The sequence below is a fragment of the Streptomyces sp. NPDC048248 genome, from assembly GCF_043201875.1.
Classification (GTDB): domain Bacteria; phylum Actinomycetota; class Actinomycetes; order Streptomycetales; family Streptomycetaceae; genus Streptomyces.
On sequence record NZ_JBICZL010000007.1, the window covers coordinates 320619 to 335279 of the forward strand.

Here is a 14661-nt window from a genome sequence, read left to right on the forward strand (position 1 = left end):
CAAGCCTCGGTCCGTCGTTGTTCAGCGCGGGATCAAGAAGATGACGACTCTCGTCCTGACCGCCGGCGCAGCCGCCCTCTCCCTCACCTCTCCCGCCCTCGCAAACAGCCTGGACAACCGGGACAAGCCGCTCGTGGACTCCAGAACCGTCACCAAGAGCGTGGTGCGCAAGCCCACCGTGACGCTGGACGCGGTCGTGGGCGCGGTGTCCAAGGCGACGGACAAGGTGCAGCGCGCCGACACCCCCGCAAAGCCCCGCATCGGCGGCACCCGCAAGGGCTGACCTCTCCACCGGCAACGCCCAGCGCACCATCTGGGCGCCACGCCTGCAAGGGCGACCGCCCGAGCTCATCGCATCCCGGACACCTGAGCGTTGTCGTCGGCCAGAGCGGCCAACGTGGAACTGCCGCACGGCGGCGAGGTGGAGTGTGCCCCTTGGCCCACCGTGTACGGCGCGGTAGTGACAACGAACTGGCCCTGGCGCGTCCCCACTCGGTGAGGGAGGGACACGAAGCCTGCGCGCTCGTGCCGCACCCACCGACCCGGGCAACGGGTCCGTCGCCACACCTCGACGTCCAGGAGCAACGACCAACCGACATACGTCTTCTGGTCGTTGCCCGCAATCCCATGGCTTTGCCGCGCCGCACGCCAACGTTGCGTGCGCCGGCTCCGCTTCGTCCCCGGCAGCTCGCTGCGATGGGTCCTCGGCGTCTCCCGTCGATCCGGCGGCGGTCCTGCGGCGCTCGCTGCCGCGAAACCCCGGAAGTAGTCGTTCCTGGCGCGGTATCGAGTCGACGGGACCGTTACAGAGCGGCTTGCACTTGACGCGGGCTGTGAGCAGCGGGCAAGATCGAAACGCACCGACCCGGAGTCGGGGAACAAACTCGGGTATGCGTAGGGCATAGTGAAAGAGCCCCGGGGTCGGTGTGATGTAAACGGGGAGCACGGGGATGACACGCACCAAGCCAGTCGCATGCGTCAAGACGCGCCACGCCAGACGCATGCACTGAGGCGCACCACGCCGGACGTATGCGCCAAGACGGACCTGGCCGGACGCATGCACTGAGGCGCACCACGCCAGTTGCATGCGTCGCGACGCACCAATGCCAACTCATGTGCTGAGGCGCACCTTTGCCTGCGCATGTTGCTGGGCTCTGCCGCGCTTCACGGGCGCTTGAGCCATGGAGCCCGGGTCGCTGATGCGCACGCAAGACCCCTGGGTTCTCACTTTGCAGAGATTTGACGCATGCATGTCATCGTCCTGACTCTGTCCCTGCTCTTCATCGGGCGTCGGTGCCCCGTACCGCGGTGAAATCGGGCCCGCTCCACGCACGATCAACCTCAAGGAGTGCACTCATGGCTGTTTTCGAGTCCGTTGAAAAAGCGAACAGGGTCTTCACCAACCTGTTCGAGATCCTCTTGAAAGACGAAACGTTCACTCGACGCATGCGTGACGCTGAGATCACTGTGCATCTGATCCAGACGAAGCCGGACGTGGAGCTCTACATCACCCCCGACGGTGTGCAGAACGGTGCCCCGGCCCGGCCGGCGGCCATCCGCATCAAGATGAGCAGCGACAGCGCTCACAGCCTGTGGCTCGGGAATCTTCTGATGCCCGTGGCCATCGCCACCGGCAAGGTTCGCATCAAGGGAAACGTCGCGAAGGTTCTGGAGTTCGTTCCCCTCCTGCGCCCGGCGTTCGACCGCTATCCGGAGATCGCCAAGAGCGAGGGCCTCCCCGCTTGAGGTATGGGCCAGCACCCCAACCATCAAGGTCTACCAAGCGAAAGAGAATGCCATGAGCATTGTTGTTGAGCCTGCCGACTTCATGACCGAGCCCGAGGAGATCCAGGAGTTTCGCCTGCAGGTACGCGATTTCGTCGACAAGGAGGTCCGGCCGCGGGTTGCCGCGAACGACCGGGCTGACGCAGCCGAATTCGACTGGGAACTGATTCGGAAGGGCCACCAGGCGGGCCTGATGCGGCTGATCGTGCCGAAGGAGTACGGGGGTCTGGGTCTCGGCGTCCTCGGTGTCGCTGTCGCGTTGGAGGAGATCGCCGCCGTGTGCGCGGGGACGGCCCTGGTATTCGGCGCCACTCTCCTGGGACAGGCCCCCGTTCTTCTGTCGGCGGACCAGCACCTTCAGTCGCGTTTCCTGCCGCTTTTCGCGGGTGACGACCCAGTCCTTGCGTGCAACGGCATCACGGAGGACGAGGCCGGCTGCGGCCTGCTGATCCCCGACAACGCCGTCCACGCCCGGGACGTCATGACCGCCCGTCGCGATGGCGACAGCTACATCCTCAACGGCCGGAAGAGGTTCATCACCAACGCGAAGGTGGCCGAGTTCGGATCGATCTACGCGAACATCGAGGGCCACGACGGCGCCACCGGGATGACTGCGTTCATCGTCCTGCTGGATGCGCCCGGTGTGACCCGCGGTCCGGTGGCGGACAAGATGGGCTACCGAGCTTGCCTCGGAAGCGAGCTCGTCTTCGAGAATGTGCGTGTGCCCGCGGAGAATATGGTCGGCGGCGAGGGCAACGGCGTTTACATCAACATTCAGCAGATGAACATGGCTCGCGCCACCGTCGCGGCCCTGTCCACCGGCGTGGCGCGAGGCGCGTTCGATATCGCCAAGCAGTGGTGCGCCGACCGAATCCAGGGCGGAGTTCCGCTGTACAAGCACCAGTTCACCGCTCGGAAGCTCGCCGAGATGAAGTCGAAGATCGAAGCATCGCGGTTGATGTACCTGCAGGCGGCACAGGCTGCGGACACGGCGATCCCCGCGCCTGTGATGCAGCCGGCCACCGCGAAGCTGTTCGCCGACCAGATTTCCATAGAGGTCACGCAGGAAGCCATGTCCTTGATGGGTGCCCGCGGCTACCTGCGCGAGTACGGCATGGAGAAGTACGTCCGTGAATCGTTCGGAGCCCGCATCTACGAAGGAACCCCTGAGGTCCTCGCTCTTGCCATCACCGAAGCGCTTTATGAGGAAGACGATTTCTGATCTTCCTTGGGGCGGGACGTGCACGAACCGAAATTGGGGGAAAAGGTTATGCAGAAGCAGCCGGGATTATCCGGGGTCGCGTCGGTGCTCCACCCGTGGAGTGTCCCGTCCGGGCTTCCTGACGAGCACGATGCTCGCGAATCGCTGATTCGTGACGCGCGTAGGCGCTACATCCAAGACATTCTCCGCATGCACAGCAGGCTGAGCTTCCACGGCATGGCAGGCGCGCTGCGGAAGAAGGATGCGGTGCTGTACCACGCCAACCACGGGAGAGGGTTGGTGACACTCGTGGCTCACACCGACCAGATCCCCGAGCGGTACCTGATCGGCCTGGCCGGATTCCGCCTGGCGGAGTATCTGCAGGCTGGCTTCGCCAGCGAAGAGCTTGTCTTCGGCCGTTCCCTGTTCTGCGAGCCGATCCGCGAGTTCCATCAGGACGACACCCACGTCATCACCATCGACGAGGAGTCCGGAAGAATCCTCGGCTATGTCGCGCTGGCCCACAGCAAGGACCCCGAACCGAGGCCGCTGGCCGACCCGGGACGGTTGCTGTTCCCCTGCGAAGAGGTTCACTCCATCCGTCTGCAGAGTGCGCTTCCCGATCTTTCCGATGCGCAGGCCCTGGAGACGCACCACATACGGGAGGTGAAACGCCTCGCCCACACCCACACCGTCACTGCCCGGGATCTACGCCTGCGGATCACGCTGGAGCTGCTGGCCGGCCTCACCATGGCAGTCCATGTGGAACGGGACTCCATCCGGCTGCTGATCGGTGATGTGGAGGAACACATTGCCCTGAAGCACCTTGTCCTCCTTGGTCTCGATGTGTACCTGCTGACCGGAACCACACCGAAACTCAGCCGGCAGGATCTCATGCATCCCCGGTACTTCAACGCGGAGAAGGTCCTTCCTTTCTACTCGTGGATGCCACCGGTCGAGGACGTCGCACAGGTGGCAAAGCAGCTGGAACAAGCTGCCGCTGCGTGCTCTCCGATTCGGGCTCTGCGAGGTCTCATGGCAGAACTGTCCGGGAGCGTGGAGCACCTTGCGCTTACCGAAGAGGTGGCGGCCTGATGACAGCCACCCTCGACGCCTTCTACGAGGAGTTCACCGAACGAAACCGCGGCTTCATCAGCGAACGGGCCCAATCGGCGTTACGGGAGGCACGCGTGCTGATCGCCGGCTGCGGGTCCACCGGAGGAGCCGCAGCCGAACCGCTCGCGCGTATCGGTGTGGAGGATTTCGTCCTGGTGGATGTGGGGGAGTTCGAGCTGAACAACCTCAACCGGCAGCACGCTACCTTCGGTGACATCGGGCGTCACAAAGCTGAGGTCGCCGAGGAACGAGTGAGGGCGATCAACCCTCATGCCCGGACCGAGGTGATCACCGGCGGGATTACCAGCGTCAACGCGCGGGATCTCACGGAGACGTGCACGCTGGTCATCGACGGTGTGGATGTCACCGAGCATGCCGGCTGGCGGGCGAAGTACCACCTTCACGAGGCTGCAGCACGCGCCATGAGGCCGGTGTTGTCCGGCTACGACATGGCCGGCACCCAGTACATCCGCTTCTACGACTACCGGCGGCCGGGTTCACGCCCGTTCGACGGGAAGATCACCGCCGGCATGGTGGAAGAGTCCGCGGTGTGGTCCCTGTTGCTGAAGGCCCTCCCTTTGCGGTTCGTGCCGCTGGAGATGATCCGTAACGCCCGCGAGCACCTCGGGGAAGAGGAGTACAGCGTCCCCCAACTTGTTTATGCGTCATTGCTGTTCGGCGCTCTCGCCACCCGCATGACCGTCGAGATTCTCGCCGGGCAGCCCGTACGCCGCCATGTGGTGGTTGACGCGCACAGCGAGGCACGGCGCACCACGCGCAGGTGGGCAACCCGCGTCCAACGAGCACTCATCCTCGCAGGTGGCCTGCGAGCACTGGCAACCGTCATGCGAAACCGTCAAACACACACGAAGAAGCAGGGGGCACACTGTTGAGTACGAAGTCCGCTGACCCGATCGCGAAGCAGACGAGGAAAGCCCAGCAGCTTCTCGTCTCCTCCAGCCGGCACTCCTACGACCCTGGTCTGGACATCGACTGGGAGGCTCCGCTGGAAGAGGGCAAGTGGTTCCTGCCGGAGAAGCGCTGCACCTTGTATGGCACGAAGACTTGGAGCACGCTCACACAGGAGCAGAAGCTCGTCCTCACCCGTGAGGAGATGGCCTCTTCCATCGGTTTGGGTGTTTGGACCGAGCACGTCCTGCTGCAGTTGGTCTCCCGTTACGTCTACGACAAGTCCGTGGCTTCCCCGCAGGTCCAGTTCGCTCTGACCGAGATGGCGGACGAGGTCCGCCACATGATCATGTTCGCGAAGGTCGTCGAACGTATGGGTTCCGAGGTCTACCCCACGCCGTGGAAGATCCGTGAGTCCGGGCGGATGTTGAAGACGGCGGCTCCTGTCGCCGCGTTGTGGGCGCTCCTCCTGCTGACGGAGGAGATTTTCGACAAGGTGCAGCGGGAAGTTGCCGCGGACGAGACGGTTCAGCCGCTGATCCGCACCATGTCCCGTATCCACGTGGTGGAAGAGGCCCGGCACATCAGCTTCGCCCGCACCGAGCTCGAGCGGTTCGTGCCGAGGCTGAACAAGGTTCAGCTGTCCTCGTTGCGGATGATGCTGGCGCTGTCCATCCAGACGTTCGCCGGCGAGTTCTTCAACCCGCTGATGTACCGGCGCGCCGGTCTGCCGGACAGCGTCCGCAAGGAGGCCATGGCCAACCCGCACTCGCGGGAGACGTTCGGCTGGGCGGCGAAGCGGATCACCGACTACTACAAGCGGATCGGCATCATTGGCGGGGCGAGCGAGCGGATCTGGCGCAAGGCCGGCTTCATCCAGGACGCTGCATGACCCACGCACGCGAGCAGCTCCACGAGCACGACGATGACGGATACGAAGGGTGCGCAACGCTCACCGTCGAGGGGGAGGAATTCCCGGTAGAGGTGAAGCTTGCCGGATGCTTCCAGCCCATCGACGGCCACTACCACTGGTACGGACGCATCGCCGCCAACCCTCCGGTGACCGAGGCAGTCGGCAATCGGGGTAAGGCCCCGTGCACTTTGGCCACACCGCAGGCGGAGGTCGAAGGCACGCTGTCGGAGCCGGACCTGTGGAACCGGTACCGCGTCAGCGGGGTCGGCAGGCCGCCCTTCCACGTGGTCAGCACGATCGAAGAGGTCGCAGTCTGACCCTTGCTCAGGCGTCGGTCCCGTGCCCTTCCTTCCCCGGCGAACCCTCTTCGCGAGGGGCACGGGACCGACGTTGTCTCCAGGTGGTTCCTGCTAGGCGGCGACCTTGACCAGCCCGGAGAGCATGTAGCTCACCACCTGTGATGCTTCGCGGCCGGCTTGCTTGCAGTCATCGGCCAGGGCCAGCGATGTGGCTGCCTCGCACAGAGTCCCGAAGATGACTGTCGCGGCCATCTTGATCGATACGTTCTCCCGAAGCTGCCCGGAGCCTTGAAGCTCTTCCAGGATCCCCACCACGAGAGGCAGTGCGAGATCGGCGTCGATCTGCCGGCAACGATGCACGCCCAGGACGCCGGCTGACTGGCGCAGCAGGCTCCGCTTCCGGTCGTCCGTCACGTACGCGTCGATGAATCCCTGAACTGCGGCAACGGTTACCTGCCAGAGGTGCTCTTCTCCCTGCAGGTCGGGCGGGATCGCTGCTGCCACCTGCACCACGACTTCCTGCTGGTTGATCCGGAAGACCTCGTCGAAGATGGCGCTCTTGTCAGGGAAGTGGTGGTAGACGGCGCCCTTGCTCACACGGGCGGCCTTCGCGATGTCGTCGACTGATGTGGCGTCAAAACCGTTCTCCGCGAACAGGTCTCCTGCCGCGTCCAGCAGAGCCGCGCGTGTGATGGCCGCGTACTCCTCACGCCGTGACTTGACTGCCATGTGTCCTCCCAAGAATACTTACCGACCGTCAGTCAATCACAGACTCGAAGTCGGTCTACGACTCGGTGTCAGTCATTATCCAGGCTTCCAACCGACATATCCACCGCAGGAGGCGGCACTTGTCAACCCACACAGAGGCCCCACCGCCCGGCGGCCTCGCCGCACGCGCATCCCGAACCATCCGCAAGCTGCGCTGGCCCCTGCTCGCCCTGTGGGTTGCCGCGTTAGCACTCGCCGGTACCGGCGCATCCCAGATCGCGAAAAACCTCAGCGGAGGCGGCTGGTACGTCCCAGGCACCGCCTCCACCATCGCCGCCCAACAGCTCGAAGACGGCTTCAAGGGACGCGGGAAGGCCACCGCCACCCTCGTCATCCACGACACCCGCTACAAGATCAGCGACGCCAGGTTCGAGCAGCGCGCCAAGGCCGTCGCCTCCCGAGTGGAGGACGACGAGGGCTTGAAGGTCACGGACATGCTCGGCTGGACCACGGCGCAGCCAGGCGACCGCGGCCCCTACGCAGGCGATGACAATCGAACCGTCATCAACTCCGTAGCCATCGGCCTCGAAGACGGCGCCGCGCGCCGGGAACTTCCCGCCATTCAAAAGGACTTGGCCGAGACGTTCGAGAAAGACGGCATCGACGTCTCCCTCGTCAGCGCCGCATCCTTCTGGGGGGACATCAATGTCCTCGGGCAGGACGGCCTGGCGAAGGCAGAGATGATCACCGCCCCGCTGATCATCCTGATCCTGCTTCTTCTCTTCCGCAGCGTGGTGTCCGTACTGGTCTCACTCACGGTGGGCGTCTCGGCGATCGTGTTCACGCTCGGCCTGCTGGCCCCCATTGCGCAGAACTACGAGCTGTCCATCTTCGTGCAGAACGCCGCCACCATGCTCGGTCTCGGCGTCGGGGTCGACTACTCCCTATTCATGATCACCAGGTTCAAGGAGCAACTCTCCAAGGGCCAAACCGTCGAGCACGCTGTGGCATCCACCCTGCGCACATCCGGCCACACGGTGATCGCCTCGGGCCTGACCATCGTCCTCGCGATGTGCGCCCTGTTCATCATCGACCTGAACGTGATCTTCTCCCTCGCGCTCGGTATCACCCTCGTCGTCGCGTTCTCCGTGCTGACCAGCGTGCTGTTCCTCCCGGTCCTGCTGCACCTCCTCGGGCACCGCATCAATGCCGGCCGCCTTCCCCGGTGGCGGAGGAACACCGCCGCCCCGGGCGAGGAATCCAGCCGCTGGTATCGCATCTCCATGAAGGTGATGAAGCGCCCGCTGCTGTTCCTCGCCTCGATATCCGCCGTACTGATCGCCGTGGCCTGGCCGGCACAGGAGATGCGCACCTTCTCCCCGGACGCACGCATCCTCCCCTCCACCTCCGACATCCGCACCGGTTACGACCACGTCCAGGACACCTTCGGCACCGGCTTCACCAGCCCGATTCAGATCGTCGTCACCGCCGACAAGCCCTTCGACAAGCTCTCCCAGCACGACAAGGACGAACTCACCGACCTCGAGAACCGGCTGGGCGCCCTTCCGAACGAAGACAACGTCGCTTCCGCCACGCAAGCTCTGAAGCATCTGTCTCCCAAGGACCCCTTCGCCGCTCTGGATCCCGCTTCGATGGACCGGATCCCGGCTGACGCCCGGGACTCGATCAGGCACTACATCGCCGGCAACAACCAGAAGCTCGTCATCGAGGTCGTCCCCACCGAGGACTCATCCAGCGACCTCACCCGGGACCTCCTGGCCGATGTCCAGCACGAGACCACCAAGCTCCCGAACTCCCTACACCCTCTGGTCGGAGGGCAGACCGCCGAGGACACCGACGCCAACGACGTCATCCAGGACGGACTTCCCTACGTCGTCGCGATCATCCTGGCCGCCGGCTACATCATCCTCCTGCTGACCTTCCGGTCACTGCTGCTGCCGCTCAAGGCCATCGTCATGAACCTGGTCTCGATCGCCGCCACCTACGGTGTGCTCACCCTCACCTTCCAAAAGGGCCTGGGGGCCGACGTGTTCGGATTCCAGCAGACCAGCGACATCCAAAACTTCGTCCCCATCCTGTTGCTGGCACTCCTGTTCAGCCTCAGCACCGACTACGAAGTGTTCCTCCTGGACCGCGTCCGCGAGGAGTACGAAGCGACAGGGGACAACACCGCCTCCGTCGCTCGCGCCCTCACCCGAACCGCCCCCCTCATCTCCGGCGCCGCGATCTTGATGGTCGCCGTCTTCGGAGCCTTCTCCTTCACCGGGATCGTCCCCATCCAGCAGCTCGGATTCGGACTCGCCGTCGCCATCCTCATCGACGCAACCCTCGTCCGGCTCTTCCTCGTCCCCGCGACCATGCGCCTCATGGGCCGCTGGAACTGGTGGCTTCCCGGCCGCCGCACCACCGCTCCGGAGAAGAAGCCCGAGGACGTCACCCGTAAGGAACCGGAAACGATCACCAGCTGAAGGGAGGAGACGACACCATGCTGATCGTCTTCGCGCTACTTGCCCTGGGAATCATGGTGGGAGCCGTAGCCCACATTCCCGTCACCGCCAGTGCGATTGCCGGCACTTCCATCGCCGCCTGGCTGATCACCTTCTGGGTACGAGAGCGCACCTCCGGACGCCGCGAAGGAGACGCATGACGCAGGTATCAGCACCTACGAAAAGCACAGCAAGCATCACGACCAGCACCAAACACAGCACCCGGGAGGCCGACAACCTCGCCGTCGCATCCTTCATCCTCGGCCTGCCCGGGCTCCTGGTCGGGAACATCTTCCTCGGCCCCACAGCCATCGTGATGGCCGCACTTGCCCTGCTGCGCGGAACAGCGAGACAGGGACGGGCGTGGTTCGGCATGATCCTCGGTCTGGCTGACCTGGTCGTCCTGGCAACGCTGGTCTCCCTGGACCAAACCATCTCCTGGAGCCACTGAGGACATCGGCAGGATCACCGCGCCCCGCGCCCACACGCTGCATCCACTGCCAACCGCGCCCGACGGCCGCGCTCGGCTGGTCAGTGAACGCGGCGCCGGCTCTGACAGACTTTCTGGAGTCTGACGCCGGGGGCGGAGCACCCCCCTGAGCGGCACCAGGGCCGGGCGACAAGAGCTGCCCAGGTATCCGCGCGTCGTGCCCAGCCTCGCGCAGATATCTGGGGCACGGTCCTTCGTCCCGTCGGTAGCGCGTGACCCCAGGCCTGGCAACACCCAGTGTCTGACGCTCGGGGCGTAGTCACAGCCCTTCCGTTCCCAGGGACTGCCGAGCTCCTGGACCAGCGAACAGGCGCACGCCGCCCTGGACCATCGCGAGCGATCAGGCCAGCGCTGAGCGCAGGCCTACGGGCCGGCGCAGGGTCGGGCCGGCCTTCGGTGACTCATCAATGCGACCAAGTCCACAACATCCCAACCTCAGAACAACTGCTCCACCCGCTCCGGCGCCGGCGTCGCGGCCCGGCACGTTCTCGGGTCTCGGGGGGTCGGAAGAGTAGGCGTACTCATCCAGCATTGGGTTTCTGGGTGGGATGAGTATGCGTACTCATGTTGTGGTCGGCGTGGCTGCGCATACTCGCGGCATGCCTATGCAATCGCTGGTTTGTCCGGACTGCGCTGTGCCTGTGCCCTCGCCTGTGCCTGCGTGGTGCACCGGTTGTGGGTTGCCGCTGGTAGGGCCGGATGCGGCAGCGTTGTGGCAGGTCACGGGGGAGTTGCGTGCTCTGGATGCTCGCCGGCAGTGGCTGGTGCAGCGTCATTACGAGTTGCTGACGGCGTTGCGGGTGCGCCGCCAGGTGCCTGTGGGGATGCAGGCGAGCGCTCCCGTGGGGGAGGGGGACGGGGCGGCCGGTGGTCCGCGGCGGGAGGTCTCGGTGCGGTCGGTCCGGGCCGGGCTGCTGATCCTCGGCGGTGTGCTGGTGGTGGTGGCCGCGTTGGTGTTCTGCGTGGTGAGCTGGGGGCGGCTGGGCATCGGCGGTCGGGCCGCGGTGCTGCTTGCGCTGACCGCGTGTGCGCTTGCGCTGCCTCGTGTGCTGCGGCGGCGGCAGCTCACGGCCACCGCCGAGGCGTCGGCCGGCGTGGGGCTCGCCCTGGTCGCTTTGGATGCCTATGCCGCCCGTCAGGCCGGGCTCGGTGGTCTGGACGGGGTCGGGACGGATGCCTACTGGGCGGTGGTCACCACGCTGATGGCGGTGGGAGCGGCGGCCTATGGCTGGTGGCAACGGCTTCGCCTCCCGCTGCCGGTGGGATTGGTGTTGGCGCAGTTGCCGGGGGTCTTGGGCACTGCGGCCTTGGGCGGGACGGCCGTGGACTATGCGACAGCGATGGTCGGCACGGCTGTAGTGGATTTCGCGGCCGTGTATGCGCTCACTGCTCATGTCGCCACCGGGCCTGCCGCGTTCCGTGACCGGCTGGGTGGCCTGCGGGCTGCCGCCATTCTGGACGCGGGGGGCCGTGTGATGGGCGGTGGTTGGGCGCTGCTGGGCGGGGCGCTCGCGGTGGGGCAGGCGGTGGATGCCGCCGCGGCGGCGGAGGTGGTGCGGGCCTGGGTGCCGTTGGGTCTGTTGATGCTGGGAGGGGTGGCGCTGTGCCGCGGCTTGCGCGCGCTTCCGTTCGCGCTGCGTTCGGGCGGCGAGGGTGTGGCCGTGGTGGCGTTGATCGTGGCGGTGGGATCCGGTGTGCGGTGGGTGCTGCCCTCGGGGTGGGCGGTGGCCGGGTACGCGGCACCGGCTGCGCTGATGGTGGTGGGCGCTGCGCTGTCCTGTGCGCGAAGCGGCCGGTGGGCGAAGCCTGCTGCGGGTGGCCCGTTGGCACCGCCGTCCGAGGCTGCGGCTTCGGTGGGAGAGCTGACCGCCGCTTCAGCCGTGCTGCTGTTGACGGGTCTTGTGGTGCTGCCGGACCTCGTGTACGCCCTTTTCCGTCCTGTCGTTGCCGGCATGGCGCTGTGGTTCTTCGGTGACCTGCCGGGGTGGGGCTGGCAGCTTGCGGCTGCGCCCCTGGCCGTGTTGTGGCTGGTCGCGTCTGTTGTGGCTGCGGTGGCGGTGGTGCGGGCCCGTGCCGTCGGTGGCCGGAGCGGGGATCGTCCGGCGGTCGTTTTGTCAGGCGCCGCAGCTCTGGTGGCTGTGCCTGCGCTGTTTTTGCTGCCGGTCGCAGGGGGGCTGCCGTACGGGTGGGTGCTCGCGGCCGCCGCTCTGGCGTCTCTGGCCGTGGCGGTGGACGTGGTGCGGCGACCGGGGGCCGCGCTCGTTGCCAGGCTTGTCGCGCTGGCCGCGGGCGGGGCACTTGTGCTGCTGTGGTCGTCGGCCGACCGGGCCGCGGTGCTCGCGGTGTGGGGGGCCTTCGCCGTGTCGGCCGCTGCTATGGCCCATGTCCTGTCGGCGCCGGCCGCCCGGCCTGCCGCACGTGTGACAGCGCGCGTTGCCGGTGCATTCGCCGTCCTCGCCCTGGGTGTCGAAGGGGCCGCGTCGGCCATCACCGCCGGCCTGCCCGTCCATGTCATGGCCTTCGCGGTGCTGGCGGCCGCTGTCGTCGCGGCCTGTGCCGCGGCGGCGTGGCACCGGATGCCGGGGCGTGGCCAGGTTTCAGGGGCTGTCGAAGGCACGGGGTACGCACTTGCAGCAGTGGCCCTCGCCCTGACTGCCGCTCATCCGGGGGCTCTGAGCCTGGCCCTTGCCGTGAGTGGGGTCGTGAGTCTGGCGATCGCGCTGCGCCCGGACCGCCGCCGCGCCGCCCTCGCCGGAACCGTCCTGCTCCTTGCCTCCTCCTGGGTGCGTCTTGCCATGGCGGGTGTCACCATCCCCGAGCCGTACACGCTCCCGGTCACGGCCGCTGCACTGGTCATCGGCCACCGCCGCCGAGCGAGCATCCCGGGGACGAGCTCGTGGCCTGCCTACGGGGCGCCGCTGGTCGCGACGATGCTGCCCAGTCTCACCGCCATGTGGGGCGAAGGGGGCTGGATGCGCCCGCTGCTCCTGGGCACGGCGGCCCTGCTCGCCACTGTTGTCGGGGTGCGCGCGCGTCTGCAGGCGCCGTCGGTGGTCGGTGGCGGTGTTCTGGTGCTGGTCGGGCTGCATGAGCTCGCTCCGGCTGTGGTCCAGGTGCTCGGTCTCCTGCCCCGCTGGGTGCCGCTGGCCGCTGCCGGCCTGCTTCTGCTGCTGCTCGGAGCGACGTACGACAGGCGGATCGGCGAGGCGAGGCGCTTGCGTGAGAAGGTGCGCGGCTTGGGGTGAGGGTGCGACACGGAACTCGCTGACGTTGCGGGCCCTGCTGACGGCGCGGGATTCGGCGGGTGCTTGGGCAGGCCTTTCATGGTGCGAAGTTCTCCAGACGGACTGTCCGTGTGTCTGGACTGTGGCCGTGGGTTTGGCTGGTGTCTGGGGTTGCGGGGCCAGGGTTGCCAGTGTCCTGGGGTGCTCGCTGCGATCATCTTCGTGGCCACGTCAGGCTGCACGTCGCAGCAGCTGTCATCGGCGTCGTGTGGGCCGTCGGGAGCGACGGCCCATCGGCGCTTCTCCGAGCGGACGAAGGTCAGGGTGTGGGCCAAACTCCACCGCCTGGTCCTCGATGAACTCGGCTCCCGCGGCGAACTGGACTGGTCCTGCTGCGCGATCGACTCCGTGAACATGCGGGCCCTCGAAAGGGGAGCTGACAGGTCCGAATCCTGTGGATCGGGGCAAGTGCGGCGCAAAAATTCACTTGATCACGGAGCGGACCGGCGTACCGCTCTCCATCGGCATCTCCGGAGCGAACCTGCATGACAGTCAGGCTCTGATCTCCCTGGTCAAGGGCATACCGCCGATCCGCTCCGCCGCGGACCCCGTCGGCGTAAACCGGGCATGCTGCACGCCGACAAGGGCTTTGACTAGTCGTACCTGCGGCGTTGGTTACGGCAATGCGGCATCACCCACCGCATCGCCCGCGGGGGCATCGAGACTTCGCAGCGATCGGGCCGCCACCGGTGGATCATCGAACGGACCATGTCCTGGCTCGCCGGATGCCGCCGTCTTCACCGCCGCTACGAGCGCAAAGCCGAGCACTTCCTCGCCTTCACGAGCATCGCCTGCACCTTCATCTGCTATCGCAGACTCACCAAATGAGATGGCGTCTAACTGTTGGGGTGGTAGCGGCAGGACGAATCGTCGCAGGAGGTAGGTACCTCCCACCGGCTACTGATGCGGTGCAGGAGGCCCTGATCCGCAGGCCGGGCGGGGAGGTTGCACAAGATTTCGGTGGGGGAGTAGATCGGGCGCGCGTCGTCCTCGATGTGCTCGGGGTCGGTGTAGTGGAATTCCTCCCGGCGTTCCCAGGGCAGGGTGACGTGCGGCCGGTGGTCGAGGGGGTTGTCGTCGGCGAAGGAGGGGTGGAGCTGCCACTGGGTGCCGAAGGCGCGGTTGTGGACCTCACCGAGGTACCAGGCCGCAACCGCGACCAGGGGAGTGTCCATCACCGTGCGGGCCTGAGCGGGGCTGTCGAACGCGTCCCGGATGAGCGCTTCGAGCTGGGGGAGAGAATCCACGGTGAAGTCCCACGGTCCGTGGCCGGTGCGTTCTTTCGCCCAGGCGGTGAATCCGGTGCGCTGCTGTTCCAGCCACTTCTCCAGCACCGGGTTGTGGGCGCTGACGTGGTCTTCAGTCTTCTCTTCGCGCAGGTACTCGGCGTACTCGTCGTCGTCCATGTCGCGCGGGTCGGTCCACTCCATGCCCCGAGGCTAAGCGAAC

13 protein-coding genes and 1 pseudogene are annotated in these 14661 nt (G+C 66.3%); 12 read left to right on the top strand and 2 right to left on the bottom strand.

Translation table 11 applies throughout. From position 1 onward, the window contains the following. The first annotated feature begins 40 nt into the window (after positions 1–40). From ACGFZW_RS17310 to ACGFZW_RS17340, 7 genes are all read left to right on the top strand, one after another. Positions 41–283, top strand: a complete 243-nt coding sequence (locus tag ACGFZW_RS17310) for a hypothetical protein (RefSeq protein ID WP_393893964.1) — start codon at positions 41–43, stop codon at positions 281–283. A 1073-nt stretch (positions 284–1356) separates the two neighbouring features. Continuing rightward, on the top strand, positions 1357–1746 hold the full coding sequence (locus ACGFZW_RS17315; RefSeq protein WP_393893965.1) for a hypothetical protein: 390 nt from the start codon (positions 1357–1359) through the stop codon (positions 1744–1746). Between the two features lie 52 nt (positions 1747–1798). Continuing rightward, positions 1799–3007 carry an acyl-CoA dehydrogenase family protein gene (locus ACGFZW_RS17320; protein WP_393893966.1) on the top strand — a complete coding sequence of 403 codons (1209 nt, stop codon included), beginning with the start codon at positions 1799–1801 and terminating at the stop codon, positions 3005–3007. Between the two features lie 48 nt (positions 3008–3055). Continuing rightward, entirely contained in the window at positions 3056–4081 is a 1026-nt protein-coding gene (locus ACGFZW_RS17325) for a hypothetical protein (RefSeq protein WP_393893967.1), read from the top strand. Beyond that, the gene (locus ACGFZW_RS17330) at positions 4081–4995 is read left to right on the top strand and encodes a HesA/MoeB/ThiF family protein (protein ID WP_393893968.1); all 915 of its coding nucleotides are present in this window, start codon (positions 4081–4083) and stop codon (positions 4993–4995) included. Before ACGFZW_RS17325 ends, ACGFZW_RS17330 begins: the two co-directional genes overlap by 1 nt. Beyond that, positions 4992–5903: a diiron oxygenase gene (locus tag ACGFZW_RS17335; protein WP_393893969.1), complete on the top strand. Its 912-nt coding sequence runs from the start codon at positions 4992–4994 to the stop codon at positions 5901–5903. Before ACGFZW_RS17330 ends, ACGFZW_RS17335 begins: the two co-directional genes overlap by 4 nt. Beyond that, a complete protein-coding gene (locus ACGFZW_RS17340) occupies positions 5900–6241 on the top strand; it encodes a DUF4873 domain-containing protein (RefSeq protein WP_393893970.1) in 342 nt (113 codons plus the stop codon). The genes ACGFZW_RS17335 and ACGFZW_RS17340 overlap by 4 nt, the downstream gene beginning before the upstream one ends. 93 nt (positions 6242–6334) lie before the next feature. On the opposite strand, the gene ACGFZW_RS17345 is transcribed toward ACGFZW_RS17340, so the two are convergent. Next, entirely contained in the window at positions 6335–6952 is a 618-nt protein-coding gene (locus ACGFZW_RS17345; RefSeq protein WP_393893971.1) for a TetR/AcrR family transcriptional regulator, read from the bottom strand. Positions 6953–7071: 119 nt separating this feature from the next. Between ACGFZW_RS17345 and ACGFZW_RS17350 the strand changes: the two genes are divergently transcribed. The 5 genes and pseudogenes from ACGFZW_RS17350 to ACGFZW_RS17370 all read left to right on the top strand — a co-directional run. Beyond that, positions 7072–9420 carry an MMPL family transporter gene (locus ACGFZW_RS17350; protein ID WP_393893972.1) on the top strand — a complete coding sequence of 783 codons (2349 nt, stop codon included), beginning with the start codon at positions 7072–7074 and terminating at the stop codon, positions 9418–9420. Between the two features lie 17 nt (positions 9421–9437). Next, positions 9438–9599, top strand: a complete 162-nt coding sequence (locus ACGFZW_RS17355; RefSeq protein WP_393893973.1) for a hypothetical protein — start codon at positions 9438–9440, stop codon at positions 9597–9599. After that, positions 9596–9889: a DUF4190 domain-containing protein gene (locus ACGFZW_RS17360; RefSeq protein ID WP_393893974.1), complete on the top strand. Its 294-nt coding sequence runs from the start codon at positions 9596–9598 to the stop codon at positions 9887–9889. Before ACGFZW_RS17355 ends, ACGFZW_RS17360 begins: the two co-directional genes overlap by 4 nt. A 749-nt stretch (positions 9890–10638) precedes the next feature. Then, complete coding sequence (locus ACGFZW_RS17365) at positions 10639–13173, top strand: SCO7613 C-terminal domain-containing membrane protein (protein WP_393893975.1); 2535 nt, start codon at positions 10639–10641, stop codon at positions 13171–13173. A gap of 180 nt (positions 13174–13353) precedes the next feature. Further along, positions 13354–14040, top strand: a pseudogene (locus tag ACGFZW_RS17370) (IS5 family transposase); the annotation flags it as partial. An 8-nt stretch (positions 14041–14048) separates the two neighbouring features. Here the strand turns inward: ACGFZW_RS17370 and ACGFZW_RS17375 are convergent. Further along, the gene (locus tag ACGFZW_RS17375) at positions 14049–14642 is read right to left on the bottom strand and encodes a hypothetical protein (protein ID WP_393893976.1); all 594 of its coding nucleotides are present in this window, start codon (positions 14640–14642) and stop codon (positions 14049–14051) included. Positions 14643–14661 lie beyond the last annotated feature (19 nt).

What these genes read in the sequence shown, in the direction of transcription:
- ACGFZW_RS17375 (WP_393893976.1), bottom strand. Translation starts at nt 14,642, where the DNA reads ATGGAGTGGACCGACCCGCGCGACATGGACGACGACGAGTACGCCGAG.
- ACGFZW_RS17310 (WP_393893964.1), top strand. Translation starts at nt 41, where the DNA reads ATGACGACTCTCGTCCTGACCGCCGGCGCAGCCGCCCTCTCCCTCACC.
- ACGFZW_RS17325 (WP_393893967.1), top strand. Translation starts at nt 3,056, where the DNA reads ATGCAGAAGCAGCCGGGATTATCCGGGGTCGCGTCGGTGCTCCACCCG.
- ACGFZW_RS17320 (WP_393893966.1), top strand. Translation starts at nt 1,799, where the DNA reads ATGAGCATTGTTGTTGAGCCTGCCGACTTCATGACCGAGCCCGAGGAG.
- ACGFZW_RS17340 (WP_393893970.1), top strand. Translation starts at nt 5,900, where the DNA reads ATGACCCACGCACGCGAGCAGCTCCACGAGCACGACGATGACGGATAC.
- ACGFZW_RS17345 (WP_393893971.1), bottom strand. Translation starts at nt 6,952, where the DNA reads ATGGCAGTCAAGTCACGGCGTGAGGAGTACGCGGCCATCACACGCGCG.
- ACGFZW_RS17315 (WP_393893965.1), top strand. Translation starts at nt 1,357, where the DNA reads ATGGCTGTTTTCGAGTCCGTTGAAAAAGCGAACAGGGTCTTCACCAAC.
- ACGFZW_RS17355 (WP_393893973.1), top strand. Translation starts at nt 9,438, where the DNA reads ATGCTGATCGTCTTCGCGCTACTTGCCCTGGGAATCATGGTGGGAGCC.
- ACGFZW_RS17360 (WP_393893974.1), top strand. Translation starts at nt 9,596, where the DNA reads ATGACGCAGGTATCAGCACCTACGAAAAGCACAGCAAGCATCACGACC.
- ACGFZW_RS17330 (WP_393893968.1), top strand. Translation starts at nt 4,081, where the DNA reads ATGACAGCCACCCTCGACGCCTTCTACGAGGAGTTCACCGAACGAAAC.